This window comes from Streptomyces sp. NPDC047043 (genome assembly GCF_040644055.1).
GTDB lineage: Bacteria > Actinomycetota > Actinomycetes > Streptomycetales > Streptomycetaceae > Streptomyces.
Map to the genome: position 1 here is coordinate 116,503 of NZ_JBEYVO010000033.1, position 20,417 is coordinate 136,919.

General features: G+C 69.4%; 22 protein-coding genes. 10 read left to right on the forward strand and 12 right to left on the reverse strand.

The window, feature by feature from the left end:
* Positions 1 to 16: 16 nt before the first annotated feature.
* A complete protein-coding gene (locus ABZ880_RS41520) occupies positions 17 to 1,444 on the reverse strand; it encodes a condensation domain-containing protein (RefSeq protein WP_361274611.1) in 1,428 nt (475 codons plus the stop codon).
* 422 nt (positions 1,445 to 1,866) lie between these two features.
* On the opposite strand from ABZ880_RS41520, the gene ABZ880_RS41525 reads away from it, so the two are divergent.
* The 4 genes from ABZ880_RS41525 (at position 1,867) to ABZ880_RS41540 (ending at position 3,969) form a co-directional block, all read left to right on the forward strand.
* Positions 1,867 to 2,124 carry a hypothetical protein gene (locus tag ABZ880_RS41525; protein WP_361274614.1) on the forward strand — a complete coding sequence of 86 codons (258 nt, stop codon included), beginning with the start codon at positions 1,867 to 1,869 and terminating at the stop codon, positions 2,122 to 2,124.
* A gap of 194 nt (positions 2,125 to 2,318) precedes the next feature.
* Positions 2,319 to 2,687, forward strand: coding sequence for a hypothetical protein (locus tag ABZ880_RS41530; protein ID WP_361274616.1), 369 nt, complete (start codon positions 2,319 to 2,321; stop codon positions 2,685 to 2,687).
* Between the two features lie 372 nt (positions 2,688 to 3,059).
* On the forward strand, positions 3,060 to 3,419 hold the full coding sequence (locus tag ABZ880_RS41535) for a hypothetical protein (RefSeq protein WP_361274619.1): 360 nt from the start codon (positions 3,060 to 3,062) through the stop codon (positions 3,417 to 3,419).
* Between the two features lie 169 nt (positions 3,420 to 3,588).
* Positions 3,589 to 3,969, forward strand: coding sequence for a hypothetical protein (locus tag ABZ880_RS41540; RefSeq protein ID WP_361274621.1), 381 nt, complete (start codon positions 3,589 to 3,591; stop codon positions 3,967 to 3,969).
* Between the two features lie 125 nt (positions 3,970 to 4,094).
* On the opposite strand, the gene ABZ880_RS41545 is transcribed toward ABZ880_RS41540, so the two are convergent.
* The 3 genes from ABZ880_RS41545 to ABZ880_RS41555 form a co-directional block, all read right to left on the reverse strand.
* Entirely contained in the window at positions 4,095 to 4,391 is a 297-nt protein-coding gene (locus ABZ880_RS41545) for a hypothetical protein (protein ID WP_361274624.1), read from the reverse strand.
* Positions 4,392 to 4,628: 237 nt separating this feature from the next.
* Positions 4,629 to 4,907, reverse strand: a complete 279-nt coding sequence (locus tag ABZ880_RS41550; protein ID WP_361274626.1) for a hypothetical protein — start codon at positions 4,905 to 4,907, stop codon at positions 4,629 to 4,631.
* A gap of 224 nt (positions 4,908 to 5,131) precedes the next feature.
* Positions 5,132 to 5,587: a hypothetical protein gene (locus ABZ880_RS41555; protein ID WP_361274629.1), complete on the reverse strand. Its 456-nt coding sequence runs from the start codon at positions 5,585 to 5,587 to the stop codon at positions 5,132 to 5,134.
* Between the two features lie 445 nt (positions 5,588 to 6,032).
* Here ABZ880_RS41555 and ABZ880_RS41560 point away from each other — a divergent pair, with 445 nt between their 5' ends.
* Positions 6,033 to 6,827, forward strand: a complete 795-nt coding sequence (locus tag ABZ880_RS41560) for a hypothetical protein (protein ID WP_361274632.1) — start codon at positions 6,033 to 6,035, stop codon at positions 6,825 to 6,827.
* Positions 6,828 to 6,900: 73 nt separating this feature from the next.
* Positions 6,901 to 7,179 carry a hypothetical protein gene (locus ABZ880_RS41565; protein WP_361274634.1) on the forward strand — a complete coding sequence of 93 codons (279 nt, stop codon included), beginning with the start codon at positions 6,901 to 6,903 and terminating at the stop codon, positions 7,177 to 7,179.
* Between the two features lie 47 nt (positions 7,180 to 7,226).
* On the opposite strand, the gene ABZ880_RS41570 is transcribed toward ABZ880_RS41565, so the two are convergent.
* The 3 genes from ABZ880_RS41570 to ABZ880_RS41580 all read right to left on the reverse strand — a co-directional run bounded on the left by ABZ880_RS41570 (position 7,227) and on the right by ABZ880_RS41580 (position 9,727).
* Positions 7,227 to 8,252, reverse strand: coding sequence for a DUF4037 domain-containing protein (locus ABZ880_RS41570; protein WP_361274636.1), 1,026 nt, complete (start codon positions 8,250 to 8,252; stop codon positions 7,227 to 7,229).
* Positions 8,253 to 8,347: 95 nt separating this feature from the next.
* On the reverse strand, positions 8,348 to 8,830 hold the full coding sequence (locus ABZ880_RS41575; RefSeq protein ID WP_361274638.1) for a GNAT family N-acetyltransferase: 483 nt from the start codon (positions 8,828 to 8,830) through the stop codon (positions 8,348 to 8,350).
* A gap of 9 nt (positions 8,831 to 8,839) precedes the next feature.
* Complete coding sequence (locus ABZ880_RS41580; RefSeq protein WP_361274640.1) at positions 8,840 to 9,727, reverse strand: aminoglycoside phosphotransferase family protein; 888 nt, start codon at positions 9,725 to 9,727, stop codon at positions 8,840 to 8,842.
* Positions 9,728 to 9,761: 34 nt separating this feature from the next.
* On the opposite strand from ABZ880_RS41580, the gene ABZ880_RS41585 reads away from it, so the two are divergent.
* The 3 genes from ABZ880_RS41585 (at position 9,762) to ABZ880_RS41595 (ending at position 14,620) form a co-directional block, all read left to right on the forward strand.
* Positions 9,762 to 10,418: a rhomboid-like protein gene (locus tag ABZ880_RS41585; RefSeq protein ID WP_361274643.1), complete on the forward strand. Its 657-nt coding sequence runs from the start codon at positions 9,762 to 9,764 to the stop codon at positions 10,416 to 10,418.
* A gap of 10 nt (positions 10,419 to 10,428) precedes the next feature.
* Positions 10,429 to 11,835, forward strand: coding sequence for an FAD-binding oxidoreductase (locus ABZ880_RS41590; protein WP_361274646.1), 1,407 nt, complete (start codon positions 10,429 to 10,431; stop codon positions 11,833 to 11,835).
* Positions 11,836 to 11,980: 145 nt separating this feature from the next.
* The gene (locus ABZ880_RS41595; RefSeq protein ID WP_361274649.1) at positions 11,981 to 14,620 is read left to right on the forward strand and encodes a glycosyl hydrolase; all 2,640 of its coding nucleotides are present in this window, start codon (positions 11,981 to 11,983) and stop codon (positions 14,618 to 14,620) included.
* A gap of 73 nt (positions 14,621 to 14,693) precedes the next feature.
* Here the strand turns inward: ABZ880_RS41595 and ABZ880_RS41600 are convergent, their stop codons facing one another.
* From ABZ880_RS41600 to ABZ880_RS41610, 3 genes are all read right to left on the reverse strand, one after another.
* Positions 14,694 to 16,190 (reverse strand): MFS transporter, encoded by a 1,497-nt coding sequence (locus tag ABZ880_RS41600; protein WP_361274651.1) that lies wholly within the window; start codon positions 16,188 to 16,190, stop codon positions 14,694 to 14,696.
* 56 nt (positions 16,191 to 16,246) lie between these two features.
* Positions 16,247 to 17,227 carry a zinc-binding dehydrogenase gene (locus tag ABZ880_RS41605; protein ID WP_361274654.1) on the reverse strand — a complete coding sequence of 327 codons (981 nt, stop codon included), beginning with the start codon at positions 17,225 to 17,227 and terminating at the stop codon, positions 16,247 to 16,249.
* An 86-nt stretch (positions 17,228 to 17,313) separates the two neighbouring features.
* Positions 17,314 to 18,495: an FAD-dependent oxidoreductase gene (locus tag ABZ880_RS41610; RefSeq protein ID WP_361274657.1), complete on the reverse strand. Its 1,182-nt coding sequence runs from the start codon at positions 18,493 to 18,495 to the stop codon at positions 17,314 to 17,316.
* A gap of 162 nt (positions 18,496 to 18,657) precedes the next feature.
* Here ABZ880_RS41610 and ABZ880_RS41615 point away from each other — a divergent pair, with 162 nt between their 5' ends.
* Positions 18,658 to 19,362: a pentapeptide repeat-containing protein gene (locus tag ABZ880_RS41615; protein ID WP_361274660.1), complete on the forward strand. Its 705-nt coding sequence runs from the start codon at positions 18,658 to 18,660 to the stop codon at positions 19,360 to 19,362.
* Here the strand turns inward: ABZ880_RS41615 and ABZ880_RS41620 are convergent.
* Both ABZ880_RS41620 and ABZ880_RS41625 read right to left on the reverse strand, forming a co-directional pair.
* Positions 19,346 to 19,864, reverse strand: coding sequence for a GNAT family N-acetyltransferase (locus ABZ880_RS41620; RefSeq protein ID WP_361274663.1), 519 nt, complete (start codon positions 19,862 to 19,864; stop codon positions 19,346 to 19,348). The two genes, ABZ880_RS41615 and ABZ880_RS41620, sit on opposite strands and share 17 nt — an antisense overlap.
* 22 nt (positions 19,865 to 19,886) lie before the next feature.
* A complete protein-coding gene (locus tag ABZ880_RS41625; RefSeq protein WP_361274666.1) occupies positions 19,887 to 20,387 on the reverse strand; it encodes a hypothetical protein in 501 nt (166 codons plus the stop codon).
* Positions 20,388 to 20,417 lie beyond the last annotated feature (30 nt).

Sequence of the window (20,417 nt, forward strand, 5' to 3'; positions counted from 1 at the left end):
CCGTACAGATCCTGGTTCACCCGACAAGATCGCGCCGGGCGAGTTCGTCGGCCAGTTGCCGCTCGCGGGCCACGGTGAGGATCACGTCCCGCAGCCGCTCGATGTACAGCCGCATGTTCTTGTACGCGATGTCGGTGTCGGGGTAGCGGCAGGTGAACCACAGGCCCTCGTGGAGCCGGTTGAGCCAGATGCACACCTGGTCGCCGTACGACACCCGGACGAGCCCGTAGGCCGCCAGTTCGTCCCAACGCTCCGAACCGGGGATGCCCCGCCCGTCGACGAACGAGACGATCGAGTACAGGTCGGGCGAGGTCGGGCGGAAGTCCGAACCGAGCAGACGCAGCACCCGGGCCAGCGGCATGCGCGCCAGCGACCTGTTGGCCTGCAGTTCGGCGCGCACGGCCTTGAGGGCGCTCGGGAGGTCGGGTGCCTGGTCCATGGGGACCTCGATCGGCGCACCGCCGACATACCAGCCCACGGAGTTGGACCACTTGGACTTCACCCGGGTGTGGAACGGCACGACCGAACGGTAGACGGGCTGCCCGCCGATCTCGTGAACGATGAGGCTGGTTGCGGCCAGCACACCGACGAGGCTGCCGCCGAAGGGCCGGCAGTACGACTCGAACGCCGCGGCGGAGTCCGCGTCGACGAGCATCTCGCGCATGAGCTTCTGCCTGGGCAGGTCGCCGCCGGGCTCAAGTCCCAGGTCGACAGGGAAGTTGGGCAGCTTCCCCTGGCACCGCCGGATGAACTCCCGCCAGCGGCCGACGATCTCGTGGGCGCCGTCGATCCGGTCCGCGTCCGCCCGCTCGATCTCGCAGAAGTCGACGTAACTGCCGACCGGCGACTCCTCCACGGGGCGGCCCTCGACGGCCGCCGTGTAGAGCTCGTGGATCTCGGCGGGCATGCGCTGGATGGAGTAGGAGTCGACGTTGCTGTGGTCGAACGCAATGTACACGCTGGTGGCGTCGTCCCTGATGACCGCCGCGTAGAGGAAGTTGGGCCAGCGCAGCGCGTTCGCGACGGCGTCGAAGCGGTCCTGGAGGTGCTGGACGAGCTGTCCCGCGTCGGGGAATTCGCCGACGTCCTCGCGATGCAGCGACACGTCCTCGGCGTCGAGCGTGAACCGGCGCATCTCGTCGCCCTCCCAGCGGAATCCGCTGCGCAGCGTCTCGTGCCGGAGCGTCCAGCCCCGCAACGCCTCCTGCAGCGCGTCGAGATCGACCTTGCCCGGGATGTCGAACGCCGTACCGATCCAGGTCGGCACGAACAGACCGTCCTCGTGGACCGTTCGGGCGGTCCTGATGTGCGACTCCTGGAGGTACGCGGGCGGTCGGGGGTCCTCCGGAAGGCCCGCCGCCGCGGTGACGGTCGCCGGACTGAGCGCCCACTCGACGAGCCGTCCGGGCCGGACCTCGCAGCGCTGGATGTCGGTGATTCGCACGGGCGTCTCCGTTCGCAGTTGGAGCCCGGATCGGGCGGACCCGATCAAGGGAATGCCGCGACCGTGAAAGGAGACACTCGGAACATGACGTGTTCCCACTTTTGAGTGGATTGAGTGATCGGCGGATGTGAGCCAATCGGTCTGCAGAGCGCCGGCCAAGTCGACACCGGGCTTTAAAACATACGAGCATTTCCCGCTGGAGAGCGCCGAGTTCTACGAGCCCGGACCGCGCTCTCCCGCCATGCCGCGCATGGCTCGCCGAATGGCACTGCGGAGCGGGCGAGTTGGGATTCCCGAGAAGCAATCCCGATCGGGACACGGGATATCCGGCGGTGCGGAATACCCCTTGATTACTGCTAGTGTCCGTCCCGTCACAGTAGGCAATCTGCCTCGACAACAGGCAGTGAAGGACCGAGGGTTCCATGCGTAAGCTTCAACAGGCCATGATCGCAGCGGCAGTGGCGGCCGGCGGTCTGTCCGCCATCGGTGCCGGCGCCGGTACCGCCTACGCCCACGGCCACGGCCACGACAGTGCGCCGAAGGTGGCCGAGCACTACCGCCCGTACCAGGAGTGCAGTCCGCAGACGGTCGCCGAGAACGACATCCCGATCGGCGTGCTCGGCCTCTCCGAGACCTTCGACACCACCTGCGGCCAGTTCAACAACGCCTTCTCTGGCTGAACGTCGCCGGCCAACCGTGCAGGACGCTTTCCGCGAGCCCCTCGGGGTCACCCCCCGAAGGGGCCCGTTCATGTGCGGCCACCGGAGCGCGAGGCAACTGTGCCTTCAGTAGGTCAGCCCGTCACTTCGTAAGCCCGGCGCGGCCGGTCCGCGGCGTACAGCGCTCGGGCGCCCTCACAAAGGAGACGCATCACATGTTCAGCAGAAAGAAGATCGCGGCCGTCTCGGGGATTCTCTGCGGCCTCGCCGTGGCCTGTACGGGGGCAGTCCAGGCGCATGCCGCAGCCGGTCCGGGCACCTGCACTGTCAACAAGCAGGGTGACATCGTCTGTATCCAGCGCATCGTCGCCGACATGCCCGACGGCGGGATCGACCGTCAGGCGACCAGCTGCGTGCCGGTGGAACCCCTGACCCTGCCCGTCGTCGGAGTTCTGAACAGTGGGACCACGAGGATCGGACCCGAGGTGACCTGCGCTCCCGACAATCCGGTGTTCAGGAAGGCGCCAGGGGCGCCCGACAGGGCCGACAACGGTCTTGAGCTGCCCGGCCTGTTGGGCGGCTGAGCCCCGGGCGGAACCTTCCGACGCCTTCGTCGCCTTTCCTTCAGCGGATGGCCGGACCAGGACAACTGGTCCGGCCATCCGCTGTTTTGCGTGTCCGCAAGCGCAGGCGGGCAAACGGGTGACCGCTCCTCGCCGCCCGTGACTCGGCCCCGGGGGAGCGTCGTTTCAAAGGAAAACGGTGCGTGTACGACCGCCGTATCGCCAACTCCCTTATCCCTTTCAGGTCCACGACTCGGACGGAAGGGCGCCTCGCCATAAGCCGACACGGTGCATAGAAGGGCCCAAGATCCCAAATGACTACGTTTCGTGTGTATATGCTCACATTAAGTAGTCAAGCCAGGGCTTCGCGCCCAGCTAGGAAAGGGTCAAATCATGCGCAAGTTTCAGCGCGCCGCTGTCGTAGTTGCCGCTGTCGCGGGGCTGTCCGCCTTCGGTGCCGGCATCAGCTCCGCCCACGACAACGGTGGCTTCGACGGGGTCACCGCGGTGGCCTCCTCGCAGGCCAACGCTGTGGCGTACGGCGGCGGCGGGTGGGGTCACCCGCAGTCGGCTCCGTACTTCGCGCCGGAGAACGGTCTCAACTACGCGCCCCAGTACGGTTACGCCCCCCAGGCCGCCCCGCAGGCCGCCCCCCAGGCCGCTCCCCAGGCTGCTCCGCAGGCCGCCCCGCAGGCCCAGTACATCCCGCAGACCCAGTACGCCACGCCGCAGGTCGCCGGCTACGGCCAGTAGTTCGCTCCGTACGCCCGGAGATCCGTCGCCTCGCGAGACATCGCGTCGCACATCGCCTCGGAGCACCACTGAGTAACACCCTTACGGCAAAGGCAGCCCGGACGCGCAGCAAACCCATCAGGGAGCGCGTTCGGGCTGCAGCCTTCTCCAAGCAAAGGAAACACAGCGCATGTTCAGTCGGCAGAAGATCGCAACCGTCTCGGGGCTCATCGGAAGTCTCGCCGTGATCTACGTCGGTGCCGCCGTGCAGGCGCACGCCGACGGAAACCCGGGCAACTGCAAGACGAACGCCCAGGGCGAAACCACCTGCATCAAGAAGAGCGAGACCATCCGCAAGGACAAGGGCGGCACCTATGTCGTCAAGCAGACACAGGACTGCTCGACGACCTACCGGCCGAACCTGGTGCTGCCCGAGGACGGCTGGCTGAACAACGGGTCCTCGAAGGTCGGGCCGACTGTGGACTGCTCCAACAACTCGCCGCTGCCCAAGGGATTCAAGCGGCCCACCTTCAAGCGGCCTCACTTCGAGCGGCCCAAGATCGATTTCTGAGCCGCAGTCCCTGAAGCGCAATCGACGAATGCCGGACCGGGGTGATTCCCGATCCGGCATTTCGGCTTTCCGATGAAAAGGCTCGGTGCCCCTGCCTGTGGCAGAGGCACCGAGAAACGTTCGGCTTACTTGCCGCCGACGGTGTTGCTGCAGCCCATGCTCGAGCCGATGGAGGTCTCCTGCGCGCCCGGGTTGCCCTCGCCGTTCAGGAGGTTGCCGCCGAGGCCGTTGAGGATGCCGACCTGGCCGAGGACGTCGACGTTGGTGTCGTGCGACCTGCAGTTGGAGCTCTGCAGGACGCTGAAGCGACCACCGTCGTCGCCCTTGCCGCCCTGACCTCCAGCGTGGGCGGCGCCGGCGCTCAGGAGCCCGACGCTGCTGAGAGCAGCCACCAGGACCGCAGCGTTGCGAAGCTTGTGCATGTCAAATCTCCGTGGAGTGAAGTGGATTTGCGATCCGTGACAGATCGACTTCGTTCTGTTACTGAGGCTAATACGAAATATCTGTAGAACATCCGACGGCACGCCGAATTCGGGGGGACGCTCACTGCTTTGGTCCATTGCGGGAAATACACAAAAAAAGGGGTCCCGGCGCCGAGCCTGGGGCTCGGCGCCGGGACCTGCTTCCCGTCATCGGTCGTCTAGGCGACCGTCACGCGCTCAGAAAGCGCTGTTGTTGCAGCCCATGGTCGAGCCGATGTGCGTGTCCTGCGCACCCGGGTTGCCCTCGCCGTTGAGCGCGTTGCCCAGCAGGCCGTTGAGCAGGCCGACCTGGCCGAGGACGTCGAGGTTCAGGTCGTGCGACTTGCAGTTGGAGCTCTGCAGGACGCTCGTTCCGCCCTTGCCGCCCCCGTCGTGGGCCTGGGCGGTGCCCGCGCTCAGAAGTCCGACGCTGCTGAGAGCGGCAACCAGGACGGCAGCCGTGCGAAGCTTTTGCATGTCATCTCCGGTGGAGTGAGTGGATACGATCCGTAACGGATCGACTTCTTACGGTTACGGAGATTAATACGAAATATGCCCAAAACGTCCCGCGACGCGCCGTGTTCCGTGATCTTGTTGCGGAAGCATCCGGAAGCCGCAACGGCTGTGAGCGGGCCCTTCGGAGCGATCCTCGAAGGGCCCGTACTGGTGTTGATGTCCGGCCGTCGGGCCGGTCTTCGGCCCTAGTGGGCCTTGGCGAGGGCGTTCGCCTGGCTGTTGGCCTGGGTGCAGTTGACGCCTCGGGTCTCGGCGCCGGCGAGAACGGCGACCGGGAGGTTCGCGGCAAGCAGGTTCTGGGGGCTGCACTCCTGGTAAGGGCGGAAGAGGTTGGTCTGGTCCGTGGAGCCGCTGCTCATCGGGGCCGTCTGGGGCGAGACCTGCGGGGAGATCTTCGGGCTCAGCGTCGGGTTGACCTGCGGGGTGACTTCAGCGCCCCGGTACGGGGCCGCCTGCTGACGCGGGGCCGAACCGTAAGTCTGGGCCGTGGCCTGGGAGTTGGTCCACGAGGCGGCCTGGGCGCCCTGCTGCGGAGCGGGGGGTGGGGCAACGGTGGCGTCGGCGGAGCTGGGGCCGACACCGATGGCTGACAGACCGCCGGCCGCTGCTACGACGAGCGCGACCTGCTGAAACTTGCGCATGGAACCCTCGGCCCTTCATTGACCTGTGCAAGGAACGTATGGAAATGCAGATGAGCCAGTCCGGCTGATGCTGTTGGGGAACGAGGCAAGTGCAGGGCCAGTCACGGCAGTCGGGGTGTGGTCACCCGTTTGCCAGAGGGCGGGAATCGAGCACTCGATCGCTCCGGGGGCTGCAGGCCGGTAATCCGACCGACGGCAAATGGGTGACGGAATATTGCATGCCGTGACCGGGTCGGAGGAAAAGTCGTTGCCAGCTGGGAGAGGACAGCGACCATGAACCAGTGAGAGGGGCAACGGGATCCGCTGTCGGCTCCGGCGTGAAGTCCACATGACAGCCCAGGATTTACCCCTGCTAAGCGCAGTACGAACATCAGACTGAGCGCCCGCAAGACTGCACTGAATACAACGGATTTCCCTGTACAGGTATTGAAGGGCCGAGGGTTCCATGCGAAAGCTTCACAAGGCCGCGCTCGTCGTAGCAGCGGCCGGCGGTCTGTCCGCCATCGGCGCCGGCGTCAGTCACGCCGACGCTCAAGTCGGGTACACCGGTGGTGCTCCCGCGCCGTACTACCCAGCGCCCCAGGCCGCAGCCCCCGCGCCTGCCCCCCAGTACTACGCGGCGCCCCAGCCTGCTCCTCAGTACTACGCGGCGCCCCAGCCCGCCCCCGCGCCCGCCCCGCAGTACTACCCGGCTTCCGCGCCCCAGTACTCGGCGCCCCCGCAGAGTGCGCCGCAGGCCACGGCGATGACCAGCTCGGCGGGCACCGCGCAGACCGCCGGTCCGCAGTCGTACTCCCAGCCGGTGCAGGCCCCCGCTCCGGCTCCTGCTCCCGCCCCGGCCCCGGTTCAGCAGCAGAGCGGTTACGCCTCCGCCTCGGCCTCGTCCGGTGGTGCCGCGCAGGCCTCCAACAACGCCCCGTCGTACGGCCCGTCGTACGCTCCGCAGGCCGCACCGGCGCCCGCTCCCGCGCCCGCTCCGCAGGTCGTGCCGCAGGTCACCCCGCAGACGGCTCCGCAGGTCATGCCGCAGGTCGCCCCGCAGGTCGCCGTGCCGCAGGCGTTCAACCCCGAGCCGCCGCCGCATGTCGCCCCGCAGGTGAACCCGACGGTGAACCCCGAGGTGAACCCGCTCGTCAACCCGCTGGTTGCGCCCGTCGGCGCGCCGAATGTGCCCGGGCTCGGCCTCGGGAACGTCGCGGCCCCGCCCGTGGGCCAGTTGGGACTGCCCCACCTCAGCTGAGGGCTCCCCGTAGTTGTCATCCGTCTCGACTCGATCTGCTGCAGATCACATCCGCTCGATCAATGGAGAAGAAATGCGCAAGCTTCAGAAGGTTGCCATCGTGGGTGCCGCCGTGCTCGGCAGCATTGGCTCCTTCGGCGCCGGCCCCGCCTTCGCTCACGGTGAGCCGGGGCACGACCTGGACATCACGCAGGGCATCGAGTGTCGTTCGCACGACATGAACATCGACGTGCTCGGCAACGTCGGTGCGATCAACGGCCTCCTGGGCAACGCGCTCAACGGCGAGGGCAACCCGGGCTCGCAGCCCAGCGACCTCGGTTCGGACATGGGCTGCAACAGCAAGGCGCTCTGAGGCTCCGCGCTTCTCCCGCCCGGCACGGCCGGGTTCGAACGCCCAGGTCAGGAGTGATCCGGCCTGGGCTTTCGCACATCCTGGCAGAGGGCGCGCGCCAGTTGGGGGCGGGTCAGGACGTCCGGGCTGTCGACGAACTGGTCGACGGCGCCGACGATCGGCAGCTCCTTGATCGTCGGGTCGGAGATGCGGGCGGTCAGTGCGTCGGTGAATCGTTCCGGCCGTGCGGTCGGGTTCACCCGGTCCGTCAGACCGAGTTGGTTGTGCTCGTCCGCGACGGACTCGTAGGCCTGGTTCAGGTGTTTGTCGCGGGTGCGCCAGTCCGTGGCCGTGAGTGCGGCGGTGAGGACCGGGGCGAGGTGGTGGCCCGCGGAGGTGCGGGCGAAGGCGCTGCCGAGCCATTTGTCGTACGGCGGGTAGCGGCGGTCCATGAGGAGGCACAGGCGCATCAGGTCGCGTACGAGACGGGCGGCGGCGATGGTGGAGCCGAGTTCGTCGCCGACCTCGCCGCAGCGGGTGACGTAGGGCGCTGCCCAGGAGATGCGCTGCCACTGACAGGCCAGGACGTGGAGCCAGATGTCGTGGGGGTACCAACGGAGGGTGTGGCGCAGGGGGGTGACTTCGCGCAGGCCGTCGTGGAAGACGGCGCCCGCGGTGACTTCCCCGAGGAGTTGGGCGGGGGCGGCGAGCCAGTCCGTGGGGGTGATGTCCGGGGAGGGGGTGAAGCCGAGCGTTGCGGTGAACCATGCGGAGATGTGGGTGACTTCGACCTGGTGGCGGACCGGGTGGCCGTGGAAGGTCTTCGGGAGGTGCTCGGCGAGGATGTGTCTGATGCGTCCCGCGTGGCGGGAGACGTCGCGGCGGTGCAGGAAGAGCTGGAGGCGCGGGCCCCGAGTGCGGTCGGCCGGACGCGGGGTGTCGAAGCCGAGGACTTCGGAGCCGCTGCCCAGGTGGGCGGCCGAGTGCGGGATGTCGGGAGCAGCCTCCTCGAGTAAGGAGCGGACGGCTTCGGTGTAGAAGCGGCGGGAGAGTTCGAGGCCGGGGACGAAGAACGGCATATTCGTGGTGCTCATGCCAGTGAGCCGTGCCCATTCGGTGAGGGGTCATGCGGGGTGTCTTCACACCTTCACGACGTCATCCGCTTTGCACCGCTTTCCGCTTCACAACCTCATGTGGTCTGTCCAGCAAGGGAGTTGAGCGGGCCGTCCGTCAGCCGGTACACCGTCCACTCGTCCTGGGGGCGGGCGCCGAGGGACTCGTAGAAGGCGATCGTCGGGGCGTTCCAGTTCAGGACGGCCCATTCGAGGCGCTCGTAGCCGCGCTCCACGCAGATGCGGGCCAGTTCGGTGAGGAGAGCCTTGCCGTGGCCCGCGCCTCGGGCGGTGGGGCGGACGTAGAGGTCCTCGAGGTAGATGCCGTGGACGCCGCGCCAGGTGGAGAAGTTCAGGAACCAGAGGGCGAAGCCGACCGGGGTGCCGGTGGTGTCGTCGGCCGCGATGTGGGCGTAGACGGCGGGGCGGTCGCCGAAGAGGGCCTCGTGGAGTTGGGCCTCGGTGGCCCTTGCCTCGTGCGGGGCCTTTTCGTAGTCGGCGAGTTCGCGGATCAGGGTGTGGATGACGGGGATGTCGGCCGGGGTCGCGGTGCGGATCATAGGGGGAGGCTAGCTGGCGGGGTTGCGCAGGCGGCGGGCGATTTCGAGTTGGCGGGGCTCCGGTGGGCGGCCGTCCTCCACGTCCCAGAGGGTGTTCTGCAGGAGGCGGCCCAGGGTCCAGGCACGCGCGCGTGCGCGGTCCAGGGCGAGTACGTCGGTCATGGCGTCGAAGCGCCAGCGGATCTCGTCGGCGTCGAAGCGGTTGTCGATCGCCGGCCAGAGCTCGAAGCCCGGGTCGCCGGCCAGGGGTTTGGGGTCGATGGCGAGCCAGGGGGCGCGATCGGAGGCCAGGACGTTCTCGTCGTGCAGGTCCCAGTGCAGGAGTCGGTCGCCGGGTTCGTCCACGACCTCTCGTACGGCGGCCGCGCAGTCCGCGACCAGGCGGCGGGTCTCGGGGTCAGGGATGCGTTCCAGTGCCCGGGGCGTCTGCTCGAGCATGGCCTGTGCGATGTCGCCCAGGCGGCGCATGCCCTCCGGGGCCGGGGTGGCGGTCAGGTGGGCGAGGAGGCCGGCGATGACCAGGACGGATTCGCGGGTGTCCGCCAGGTGGGAGAGCATGCGCGTCTCGTCGAGGCGTTCCAGGAGCATGGTGTGGGTCGGCTCGTCGTGGGCGAGGAGGCGGACCGCGCCGTCGCCGTCCCAGATGCGAAGGGCGACGGGCTCGCCCTCGCTCTCCTCGTCCAGCAGCTGCAGCTTCAGTACGGCCGGGGCTCCGTCGGCGCGGACGACGGGCAGGACGAGGGCGGTGACTCCGTGCATGGGGCGACCGTCCGGCCGTAGCTCCCAGCGGTGGAGGAACTTCTCCGCCAGGTGCGGCAGCCCCGCGATGAACGCGCGGCCCGCCTCGCCGTTGAACTTCTCCTGTGCCGCCGCCAGCTCGCCCGGAATGTCGATCACACGGGCGACGATACTTGCGTGCGTGAATCGCTTCATGCGAATTCACCGGGGGCTCGGCGAGAGGGTGTGGGCGTACGTCCGCAGTGCGCCAGGCACGTACGTCTGGCTGGCCATTCTGTTCGTCACGACCGTCGCCCTGCACCACATGTCGCCGGAGTTCGAGCAGGAGTTCCTGCGGCAGCGGTCCACGAACATTCATGAGCTGTCGAACGATCCCGTACGGGTGCTGGTGCAGAGCGCGATGTGGATCGACGGGGGGCACTGGGTGCCGTACGTCCTGCTCTACAGCGTGTTCCATGCGCAGGCCGAGCGGTGGCTGGGGACGGTGCGGTGGCTGATGGTGTGTGTGGCCGCGCATGTGCTCGCCACGCTGATCAGCGAAGGGGCGCTGCTCAAGGCGGTGCGGGACGGGCTCGTGCCGCACTCGGCGGTCGACTCCCTTGATATCGGGGTGAGTTATGCGCTCGCGGGGGTGGTGGCGGTGCTGGCGTACCGGATCGCGGCGCCCTGGCGGTTTGTGTATCTGGGGGGCGTGTTCGTGGTGTACGCGGCTCCGCTCGCGTCCTCGCCGACCTTCACCGATCTCGGGCACTTCGTCTCCGTGCTGATCGGGCTCGCGTGTTGTCCGCTGGTCAGAGGGCGCGGAGAAGCATGGAATCCGAAGGGGACACTGACTGCCCCGAGGGGTTAACTTTCCGGCCATGAGCAGCTCGGCAAGCAGTGTTGTGAACGGCGGAATCTCCTTCTGGTACGCGGACGACGGCCTCCCGGCGGTGCGGGAGCCGCTCGGCGGTGACGCGTCCGCGGACGTCGTCATCGTCGGGGGCGGGTACACGGGGCTGTGGACCGCGTACTACCTGAAGAAGGCGGCGCCCTTCCTCCGGATCACCGTCCTGGAGCAGAAGTTCTGCGGGTACGGGGGCTCTGGGCGCAACGGCGGGTGGCTGTACAACGGGATCGCGGGGCGCGACCGGTACGCGAGGCTGCACGGGCACGAGGCCGCCGTACGGCTGCAGAAGGCCATGAACGAGACCGTCGACGAGGTCGTGCGGGCGGCGGAGGAAGAGGGCATCGAGGCCGATCTGCACAAGGGCGGGGTGCTTGAAGTCGCCACCACGCCCGCGCAGTTGGCGCGGCTGAAGGCCTTCCACGAGCATGAGTTGTCCTACGGCGAGACGGACCGTGAGCTGTACGGCGCCGGTGAGACCGCCGAGCGGATCCGGGTCGCGGATGCCGTCGGGTCGACCTGGACTCCGCACGGGGCGCGGTTGCATCCGGTGAAGCTGGTGAAGGGGCTGGCGGCTGTCGTCGAGGCCCTCGGGGTGACGATCCACGAGTCGACGCCGGTGACCGAGATCCGGCCGAAGCACGCTGTGACGCCGTACGGGACGGTGCGGGCGCCCTACGTGCTGCGCTGTACGGAGGGGTTCACCGCGAATCTGAAGGGGCAGCGGCGGACCTGGCTGCCGATGAACTCCTCGATGATCGCGACCGAGCCGCTCACCGACGAGCAGTGGGAGTCGGTGGGGTGGGACGGGCTGGAGGCGCTGGGGGACATGGCGCACGCGTACATGTACGCGCAGCGGACCGCCGACGGGCGGATCGCGCTCGGGGGGCGCGGGGCGCCGTACCGCTTCGGGTCGAGGACCGACAACGACGGGCGGACGCAGGAGTCGACGATCGAGGCCCTGCGGGAGATTCTCGTGCGGTTCTTTCCCTCGCTGGCGGGCGTGGGGATCGAGCATGCCTGGTCGGGGGTGCTCGGGGTGCCTCGGGACTGGTGCGCGACGGTGACGCTGGACCGGTCGACCGGGCTCGGGTGGGCGGGTGGTTATGTCGGGTCCGGGGTGGCCACGACGAATCTCGCGGCGCGGACGCTCAGGGATCTCGTGCAGCTCGACTCCGGGCAGGGCGGCCGGACCGAGCTGACCGAACTGCCGTGGGTCGGGCACAAGGTGCGCAAGTGGGAGCCGGAGCCGTTGCGGTGGCTGGGGGTGCAGGGGATGTACGCCACGTATCGGGCGGCGGACCGGCGGGAGCGGAGCACGCACAGCGCGGAGTCGTCGCGGCTGGCGCAGGTTGCGGATCGGGTGGCCGGGCGGCACTGAGCGCGCCTTCGGGGCGCGCCGCTGAACCGGTGGCTGGAAATTTGCTGTCTCATTGCCGTCCCGGAGGCCTCTCCTGACTGCCTTCTCCTCAAAGCTGTTCCACAGTTCCGTGTCATGTGCGCCACGGCCTCAGGGGAGGGCATCCATGGCAGCCAACGGCTGGCGAAGACAACGGATTTGGGCGGTACTCGCGACCACCGCCGCGCTCGGGCTGACGGTCACTCAGGCCCAGGCGGCGAGCGGTGGCGGTGACCCCTTCGGTGTACGCGAACTTCGTGAACAGGCCCTTCTGCATCAGCAGCAGAAGGGCCTTTCGGCTTTCGCGGAGGCGGGGGAGGACGACGATGACGGGGGTGAGGCGCAGGAGGAGGCCGAGCAGGCCGATCAGTACGCCGAGGCGCGGACCTCGCCGGGGATCGTGGCGCCGGGGGCGTACGGAGCGGCGTACGACGAGTTGACCGATCTTCCGCACACCAAGGGGAGTTGGAGCGATCTGACCCGGCTGCCCTACGACTCCGACGATCCGCGGTACCGGGACATCAACTCCAACTCCAGTGGTGGGGCCGGGAAGGTGACCGGTCGGGTGACCGGGCTCGCGGCCGACAGCCACGGGTATGTGTACGCCGGTTCGGCCAACGGCGGTGTCTTCCGGTCGCGTTCCGGAGGCGGTCACTGGACGAACATCTCCGACGGGCTGCCCGCGCTGTCCACGGGGGATCTGCAGCTCGACGGTCGGGGACGGCTCTGGTACGCCACCGGGGAGGCCAACACCAGTGCCACCTCCTTCCTAGGTACGGGTGTCTATGTGCTCGACGATCCGCGGCACGGCAGCTTCAGCCGGCGGGACCGGGTCGGCGGTGACGAGCTGGAGTCGACCTCGATCAACGCGCTGCGGTTCGCCGGCGACAAGGTGTGGGCGGCGACCACCGAGGGCGTGTGGAGCCACAGCACCAAGACGCTGAAGGGCCACTGGAAGCTGGAGTTCGCGCCCAACCCGGACTATCTGCCGGGTGGTTCGAAGGCGAGCGATCCGAGCGCCCCGTACAAGAACATCACCAGTGACATCGCGGTCGATCCGAAGGATCCGAAGAAGGTCGTGCTGGCCGTCGGCTGGCGTGGTGGGGACGCCTACAACGGCTTCTACGCGAAGTCCGGCGGCAGTTGGCAGCGGCTGACCGGGCTCGGGGACCTGCCGAGCAACGCCGAGGACGTCGGGAACGTGACCTTCGCGCGGAGTGCGGACGGGTCGCGGTACTACGCCATCGACCAGTCGCCGGAGCAGACCGCGGAGAACCCGGACAGCGGGCTCGAGGGCATCTTCGTGTCCAAGTCAGGTTCGCCGACCGGGCCTTGGACGCGGATTGCCTCGTATCAGCAGCTGCGCGACTCGGGCTCCGCGCTCACCGGCGCCGGATACCAGCCCGGCATTCAGGCCTGGTACAACCAGTTCCTCACCGTCGATCCGAAGAACCCGGACCATGTGTACGCCGGTCTGGAGGAGGTCTTCGAGACCAAGGACGGCGGCAAGTCCTGGTCCGTGCCCGGGCCTTACTGGAACTTCGGCTTCCCGTGCTGGTCCATCGACCCGGGCAAGCAGACGGGTGACTGCCACCAGACCGTCCACGCCGACCAGCACTCCGTGGCGATCGGCAGCAACGGGGGAGCGCCGTACGTCGTCGTCGGCGACGACGGGGGTGTCTTCCGGCGGCCGCTGAACGGCAGCGCGGACGCCTCCGGTCACGCCACCGACTGGACGTCCCTGAACGACGGCACGATGGACGCCCTGCAGTACTACTCGGTGGGTGTGGGTGCCGATCCGGCCGGGAGGGGTCCGGCCATCACGGGTGGGCTTCAGGACAACGGGCAGTCGGAGCTTCGGCCCGGCGACCGGGTGATGGGGTCCAACTTCGGCGGTGACGGCGGCGACACGATCACCGATCCGGCGAACGGGTGCAACATCGCCCAGGAGTACGTCTACCTGGCCGTGTCCGTGACCAACAACTGCGCGGTGAACGACGGCAGTTGGGTCACCGACCCGTCCAAGGCGACGACGTACTCGGTCGCCCCGCCCGACAACGCGACCGGCGAGGCGCGCTTCATCGCCCCGCTGAACGCCGACATCAAGGACCCGAAGGTGTGGGTCGCGGGTGGCCGGCATGTATGGATCAACAGCAAGGGGTACGCGATCCGCAGCGGCAGCGAGTGGTTCGGCGCCTTCGACCTGGGCCAGGGGCACACGGCGACCGCGGTGGCCTCCTCCGGCGGCAAGGTGTACGCCGCCTGGTGCGGGCCCTGCAACAACCAGGGCTTCACCCGCGGCATCGCGGTCGGCAACGCCGACGGCACGGGCTGGCACCAGCTGACGCTGCCGGTGGACGGGACGGTGCCCAACCGCTACCTCTCGGGTCTCGCGATCGACCCGGCCAACTCCGACCACGTACTGCTCGCCGTCAACGGCTTCTCGCGGAAGTGGACGGAGGGTCCGGGCGCGGGCGTCGGGCACCTCTTCGAGACCCGGGACGGCGGGGTCACCTGGACCGACATCTCCGGGAACCTGCCCGACGTACCCGCCAACTCCGTGGCCCTGCTGAAGGGCGGCACGATCGCGCTGGGCACGGACCTCGGGGTGCTGGTGCGGACGCCGGGTTCGGCCGGGTGGAAGGTGGCGGGGGACAACCTGCCGACCACCGCGGTGCTGCAGCTGCGGACCGGCCCGGACGGGCGGCTGTATGCGGCCACGCACGGGCGGGGGATCTGGGCGATCGACGTACGACGCCTTCGGTGACCCCCGGCTGAGCAGAGGGCGGGGAGGGGTCCGCGGTCCGATCGGCCCCTCCCCGCGTTCTGTGGCCGCCCCCTCAGGCCACCGGTTCCGGTACCGGCGCCTGCGCCTGCGCGCCGTGTTTCGGCGCCTTCGCCGTCACCATCAGGCCCGCGACCAGCCCGGCCAGGAGCATGATGCCGGCGGCCCACCAGATGGCGATCGTGTAGCCGTGGACGACGCCCTCCCTGACGACCAGGGCCTTCTGGGACGGGTCGTGCAGGTGGGCGGCGATGTACGTCGCGCTGCTGCTGGTGGCGATCGTGTTGAGCAGGGCCGTACCGATCGAACCGCCCACCTGCTGCGAGGTGTTGACGGTCGCCGAGGTCACGCCGGAGTCCTGCGGGGCGACGCCCGCGGTCGCGGTGGCGAAGACCGGCATGAAGGTCAGGCCCATGCCGAGGCCCATGAGGATCAGGGCGGGCAGGATCTCGGTGGCGTACGACGAGTCGACCGTCATCTGCGTCAGGATCGCCATGCCGCCGGCCGCGAGGACCATGCCGGGGACCATCAGCATGCGCGGCGGGACGTGGTTCATCAGCCGGGCCGAGATCTGGGTGGAACCGGTGATGATCGCCGCCGTGAGGGGCAGGAACGCCAGGCCCGTCTTCACCGGCGAGTAGCCGAGGGCGACCTGCAGGTAGTAGGTCATGAACAGGAACAGGCCGAACATGCCGATGACCGCGAGCGCCATGGTCAGGAAGCAGCCGGCACGGTTGCGGTCCTTGACGATGTGCAGGGGGAGCAGGGGCATGGGAGCCCTCTGCTGCCACCACACGAAGGTCGCGAGCAGTACGACACCTGCCGCGAACAGCGTCAGCACCAGCGGGTCGGTCCAGCCGCGCGGTTCGGCCTCGCTGAAGCCGTAGACGATCGCGACCAGGCCGCCGCAGCCGAGCAGTGCGCCGGGTACGTCGAGGCGGGCGCCCGCGTGGCCTGGGCGGTCGTGCAGGAGGGCGAAGGCGCCGAAGACGGCGATGATCGCGATGGGCACGTTGACGTAGAGGCACCAGCGCCAGTCCAGGTACTCGGTGAGCAGGCCGCCGACGATGAAGCCGATCGCGGAACCGCTGCCCGCGAGGGCACCGTAGATACCGAAGGCCTTTCCGCGCTCCTTCTGGTCGGTGAAGGTCGTGGTGAGCAGGGACAGGGCGGAGGGGGCCAGGACGGCCGCGAAGGCACCCTGCAGCGCGCGGGCGCCGAAGAGCATGCCCGAGCTGGTGGCGGCACCGCCGAGCGCGGAGGCGGCGGCGAAGCCGATCAGGCCGATGATGAACGTCCGCTTGCGGCCCACCAGGTCGGCGATGCGGCCGCCGAGCAGGAGCAGACCGCCGAAGGCCAGCGTGTAGGCGGTGATCACCCACTGGCGGTTGCCGTCGGACATGCCCAGGTCGCGCTGTGCCGAGGGGAGCGCGATGTTCACGATGGTCGCGTCCAGGACCACCATGAGCTGCGCGAGCGCGATGATCACCAGGCCCCACCAGCGGCGGGGGTCGGCGTCCACGGGAGGTTCACCTGTTCGGGTGGCGCTCACCCGGTCAGAAGACCATGAATCAGGGCGTATCGCGTCTGCGGAGCTCTTGTTGCTGGTCATGGCTCCAGTACCACCTTTCCGATCGTGCGGCGCGTTTCCAGCGCGCGGTGGGCCGCTGCGGCTTCGGTGAGTGGGAAGCGCTGCACCGCCGGGGTCAGCCGGCCGGCGGCCGCCTCGGCGAGAGCGCGCAGTTCGAGGGTGCGTACGGGGTTGGGGCCGCCGGCCTTCTGCATCATCACCGGGCCCAGGACCCGCTCGGAGACCCCGTCGACGAGGTAGGGCCCGCCGCCGCGGATGCCCTCGGCCGACCAGCCGAAGACGATGTGCCGGCCGCCGGGGCCGAGGAGAGCAACGGCTTCGCGCGCGATCTCGCCGCCCACGCCGTCGAAGACGACCGTCGCAGGGCGTCCGCCCAGGTAGGCGCGGACCTTGTCCGGCCACGCCGGGTCCTTGTAGTCGACGGCGAGGTCGGCGCCGTTCGCCTGCACCCGTGCCGTCTTCTCGGGGCCCCCGGCGAGGGCGACCACGACGGCGCCGGCGTGCTTCGCGTACTGGACGAGGAGGGTGCCGATGCCGCCCGCGGCTGCCGGGATCACGGCCACGGCGGCCGGGCCGAGCTCGGCGAACTGCAGGATCCCCATCGCCGTACGGCCCGTCCCGATCATGGCGACGGCCTGGGCGGAGTCCAGGTTGCCGGGGATCTCGTGCACGCGGTCGACATCGGTGACGGCCAGCTCGGCGTAGCCTCCCGGGGCGAAGCCGAGGTGGGCGGTCACGCGCCTGCCGAGCCACAGCCGGGCGACGCCCTCGCCCAGGGACTCGACCACGCCGGCGACCTCGCGGCCGGGGATGGTGGGCAGCCGCGGCGGCTCGGGCAGCGGGCCCTGCTCGCCCTCGCGCAGGGCCGTGTCGAGCAGGTGCACTCCGGCCGCTTCCACGGCGATACGGACCTGGCCGGGGCCCGGGAGCGGGTTCTCGACCTCCTCGTACCGGAGGTTCTCGGCCGGACCGAAGGCGTGCAGACGGACGGCGTGCATGGGAGGTCCCCCATCGGATGTACCTGTGCCGGGAAGGTGTCGGAAGCCCACCCCGTCGCCGGAGGCGACTCATGAATGCTGCAACCTCAAGCATGCTTGAGGTCAAGGGAGTCGAGGGCGCGGCGGCCGAGCGCCAGCGACACCGCGGCGAGGGCGCTGTTGAAGGACACTTCGGACAGGACGCCGGGTGCGGCGACCTGGTCGCCGGCGAGGTAGACGCCGTCGCCGCGATCGACGGCGGGGCGGTCGCGCCAGCTGGTGCCGGGCAGGTCGACGGCGCCGGTACGGCCGGTCGCGACGGACTCGCGCCGCCAGGTGACGCGCTCGCGCCAGCCGTCGAAGGCCAGGTCCAGGAGCTGCTCGGCACGGACGATGCCGTCGGCCTTGTGCTCGTGCGGGGCGATCGGGATCTGCCCCTGGATCAGCTGCTCGCCGGCCGGGGCGAGGGAACGGTCCTGCGCGGTGAACCGCTCCAGCCAGCCGGGGGAGTCGAGGTCGGAGACGGCGAAGGCGTCCCCGCGCCGTGTCCGCAGGGCGAGGTCGATGAGGGCCGTACGGCCGCCGGTCCAGGTCAGGGAGTCGTCGCCGAGCAGTCTGCGGGCGGCGTCGAGGGAGGTGGCGACGACGACGGGGCCGCCGGTCGCGGGAAGGGCGTCGAGGGTGTGGACGCGGGACAGGGTCTCCATCCGGACGCCGAGGTTCCATGCCCTGGCGGCCATCCGGTCGATGACGTTCGCCCAGCCGCCGCGCGGATAGTGCGCCTCGGGCGGCAGCTTGGTGGCCCGGCGCAGCCGCTCCTGCACGAACGCGGCGGACAGGGCGCCGGGGTCGTGGTGGAAGAGGGCGACGGCGGAGTAGTGGGCGGCGGCCCGGGCGGCCTCCTCGCCCGCGATGTCGGTGGCCCAGGTCATGAAGTCGGCGTCGACGGGTGCCTGTTGGAGGCCGGGGCGCAGCAGCTTGAGCATTGCGAAGGGCGGGGTGCGGCGCAGGACGCCGTGGTGGCGGAGCCGCAGCCGGGCCGCTTCCAGGGGCGGGAGCGGGGCGAGGGGGCCGATGAGGTCGCGTTGCTTCAGCCAGGTCCAGTGCGGGCCGCCGCTGTAGAGGGCGTGCGGACCGTCGTTCGTCCGGTACGGCCCCTCGGCGGTCCGCGCGCGCCCGCCGAGGGTGTGGTGGGCTTCGTACACGGTGACCTTGGAGCCCGCCTCGGCGGCGGTGATGGCCGCGGTCAGTCCGGCGAGTCCGCCGCCGATGACGGTGATGCGGTGCATGGGTCGGGGTCTCCCTCGTGCTCGTGGCCTTTTTTGGGCTTTCGGCCGCTTGGTCGGGGCGCCTTTCTGTGAGTAGGACGGATCTGGGGTGCCGGAATGTGACATGGGGCGGTGTTTTGGCTGGTCAGGGGGATTGTCAGTGGTGGGGTGCAGCATGGGGGCATGGCGAGGCGAGCGATGGGCGGGACGGGCGGGTCCGGTGGTTCCAGGGGTACGGCGGTGAAGGCTGCGCAGCGGCCGGAGGTGCGGCTTCCGGCGCTGGAGGCGTTCGGGGGAGGTGAGTTGGAGCCCGACGGGGACTACGACGGGCTGGAGTTCCGGGAGCTGGACTTCGCGGGGCAGGACGGCGGGGGCGCCCGGTTCATGGACTGCGCACTGACGGGGTGCGCGCTGGACGAGACGCGGCTGCAGCACGCCCGCGTGCTCGACTCGGTGCTGACGGGGATACGGGGTGTGGGGACCGACCTCGCGGAGTCGACGTTCCGTGACGTGGAGCTGGTCGACGCTCGCCTCGGCGGGGTGCAGCTGCACGGCGCGGTCCTGGAGCGGGTCGTCGTCCGGGGCGGCAAGATCGACTATCTCAACCTGCGCACGGCGAAGCTGAAGGACGTCGTCTTCGAGGGCTGTGTGCTGGTGGAGCCGGACTTCGGGGGTGCCCGGCTGGAGCGCGTGGAGTTCGTGGACTGTGTGCTGAAGGGGGCGGACCTCACGTCGGCGGTCCTGAAGGACGTGGACCTGAGAGGCGCGGCCGAGTTGGGCATCGCGCGCGGGGTGGACCGCCTGTCCGGGGCGGTCATCAGCTCCGTGCAGCTGATGGATCTGGCGCCGGTGCTGGCGGTGGAGATGGGGATCAGGGTGGAGGACTGAGCGGCATGACGAGCGTCTGGACGAAGTCGACGGCGCCCTCGCGGCGGTAGAAGCGCAGGGCACCCTCGTTTCCGGCGATGACGGAGATCTTCATGATCTTCAGGCCGTGCCGGTCGAGGTGGTGGCGGGCCGCGTCGAGCAGTGCCTGTCCGACACCGGCGCCGCGTGCGTCGTCGTGCACTACGAGGGTCTCCAGGACGCCGACGCGATCACCGGGCTCCGCGCCCCACTGCCACGAGCCGGGCCGGTCGGCGACGACACGCACCATGGCGTAGCCCAGGAGGCCGTGCGGACCTCGCGCGGTGAGGGCGGCCGTGTCCGGGGAGGAGAGCCACTGCAGGTAGAGCTCGCGGCGCAGCTGCCAGGACGACTCTGGGGAGCGGACCGGCGCCAACTCCTCCAGGTGCGGCGCCTGTTGGGAGTGGTGCGCGAGGAGCTGCTGCCACAGGGGGCCGAGTTCGTCGATGTCGGCGGCGGGAAGCTGCTCGATCGCGAAGTCCATGCCGGGCAGGGTAACGCCGGGCTCACGAGACCCTGGGAAAACGGGCCTGCAGGGTCCAGATCGCCGGGTTCTCGCCCAGGTCTTCGTGCAGGTCGACCAGGTCGGCGATCAGGTCGTGCAGGAAGTCCCGGGCCTCACGGCGGAGTTCGGTGTGCGAGAAGGTGAGCGGCGGCTCCTCCGCCGGCATCCAGTCGGCCTCGATGTCCACCCAGCCGAAGCGGCGCTCGAAGAGCATGCGGTCCGTCGACTCGGTGAAGTCCAGTTCGGCGTGCTGGGGGCGGGAGGCACGGGAGCCCGCCGGGTCGCGGTCGATGCGCTCGGCGATGTCGCACAGCGCCCACGCGAAGTCGAGCACCGGCACCCATCCCCAGGCTGTGGACAGCTCCCGGTCCGCCTTGGTGTCGGCGAGGTAGACGTCGCCGCAGAACAGATCGTGGCGCAGGGTGTGGACGTCCGCGCGGCGGTAGTCCGTCTGCGGGGGGTCCGGGAAGCGGTTGGAGAGGGCGTAGCCGATGTCGAGCACGTACGAGATGGTGTCACGTCGGTGCCGCGT

Coding starts and splice junctions, on each gene's coding strand:
- ABZ880_RS41595 (WP_361274649.1), top strand. CDS start 11,981: ATGGCAGCCAACGGCTGGCGAAGACAACGGATTTGGGCGGTACTCGCG.
- ABZ880_RS41615 (WP_361274660.1), top strand. CDS start 18,658: ATGGCGAGGCGAGCGATGGGCGGGACGGGCGGGTCCGGTGGTTCCAGG.
- ABZ880_RS41555 (WP_361274629.1), bottom strand. CDS start 5,587: ATGCGCAAGTTTCAGCAGGTCGCGCTCGTCGTAGCAGCGGCCGGCGGT.
- ABZ880_RS41575 (WP_361274638.1), bottom strand. CDS start 8,830: ATGATCCGCACCGCGACCCCGGCCGACATCCCCGTCATCCACACCCTG.
- ABZ880_RS41610 (WP_361274657.1), bottom strand. CDS start 18,495: ATGCACCGCATCACCGTCATCGGCGGCGGACTCGCCGGACTGACCGCG.
- ABZ880_RS41525 (WP_361274614.1), top strand. CDS start 1,867: ATGCGTAAGCTTCAACAGGCCATGATCGCAGCGGCAGTGGCGGCCGGC.
- ABZ880_RS41550 (WP_361274626.1), bottom strand. CDS start 4,907: ATGCAAAAGCTTCGCACGGCTGCCGTCCTGGTTGCCGCTCTCAGCAGC.
- ABZ880_RS41570 (WP_361274636.1), bottom strand. CDS start 8,252: ATGAGCACCACGAATATGCCGTTCTTCGTCCCCGGCCTCGAACTCTCC.
- ABZ880_RS41590 (WP_361274646.1), top strand. CDS start 10,429: ATGAGCAGCTCGGCAAGCAGTGTTGTGAACGGCGGAATCTCCTTCTGG.
- ABZ880_RS41620 (WP_361274663.1), bottom strand. CDS start 19,864: ATGGACTTCGCGATCGAGCAGCTTCCCGCCGCCGACATCGACGAACTC.
- ABZ880_RS41545 (WP_361274624.1), bottom strand. CDS start 4,391: ATGCACAAGCTTCGCAACGCTGCGGTCCTGGTGGCTGCTCTCAGCAGC.
- ABZ880_RS41535 (WP_361274619.1), top strand. CDS start 3,060: ATGCGCAAGTTTCAGCGCGCCGCTGTCGTAGTTGCCGCTGTCGCGGGG.
- ABZ880_RS41560 (WP_361274632.1), top strand. CDS start 6,033: ATGCGAAAGCTTCACAAGGCCGCGCTCGTCGTAGCAGCGGCCGGCGGT.
- ABZ880_RS41565 (WP_361274634.1), top strand. CDS start 6,901: ATGCGCAAGCTTCAGAAGGTTGCCATCGTGGGTGCCGCCGTGCTCGGC.
- ABZ880_RS41585 (WP_361274643.1), top strand. CDS start 9,762: ATGCGAATTCACCGGGGGCTCGGCGAGAGGGTGTGGGCGTACGTCCGC.
- ABZ880_RS41530 (WP_361274616.1), top strand. CDS start 2,319: ATGTTCAGCAGAAAGAAGATCGCGGCCGTCTCGGGGATTCTCTGCGGC.
- ABZ880_RS41540 (WP_361274621.1), top strand. CDS start 3,589: ATGTTCAGTCGGCAGAAGATCGCAACCGTCTCGGGGCTCATCGGAAGT.
- ABZ880_RS41605 (WP_361274654.1), bottom strand. CDS start 17,227: ATGCACGCCGTCCGTCTGCACGCCTTCGGTCCGGCCGAGAACCTCCGG.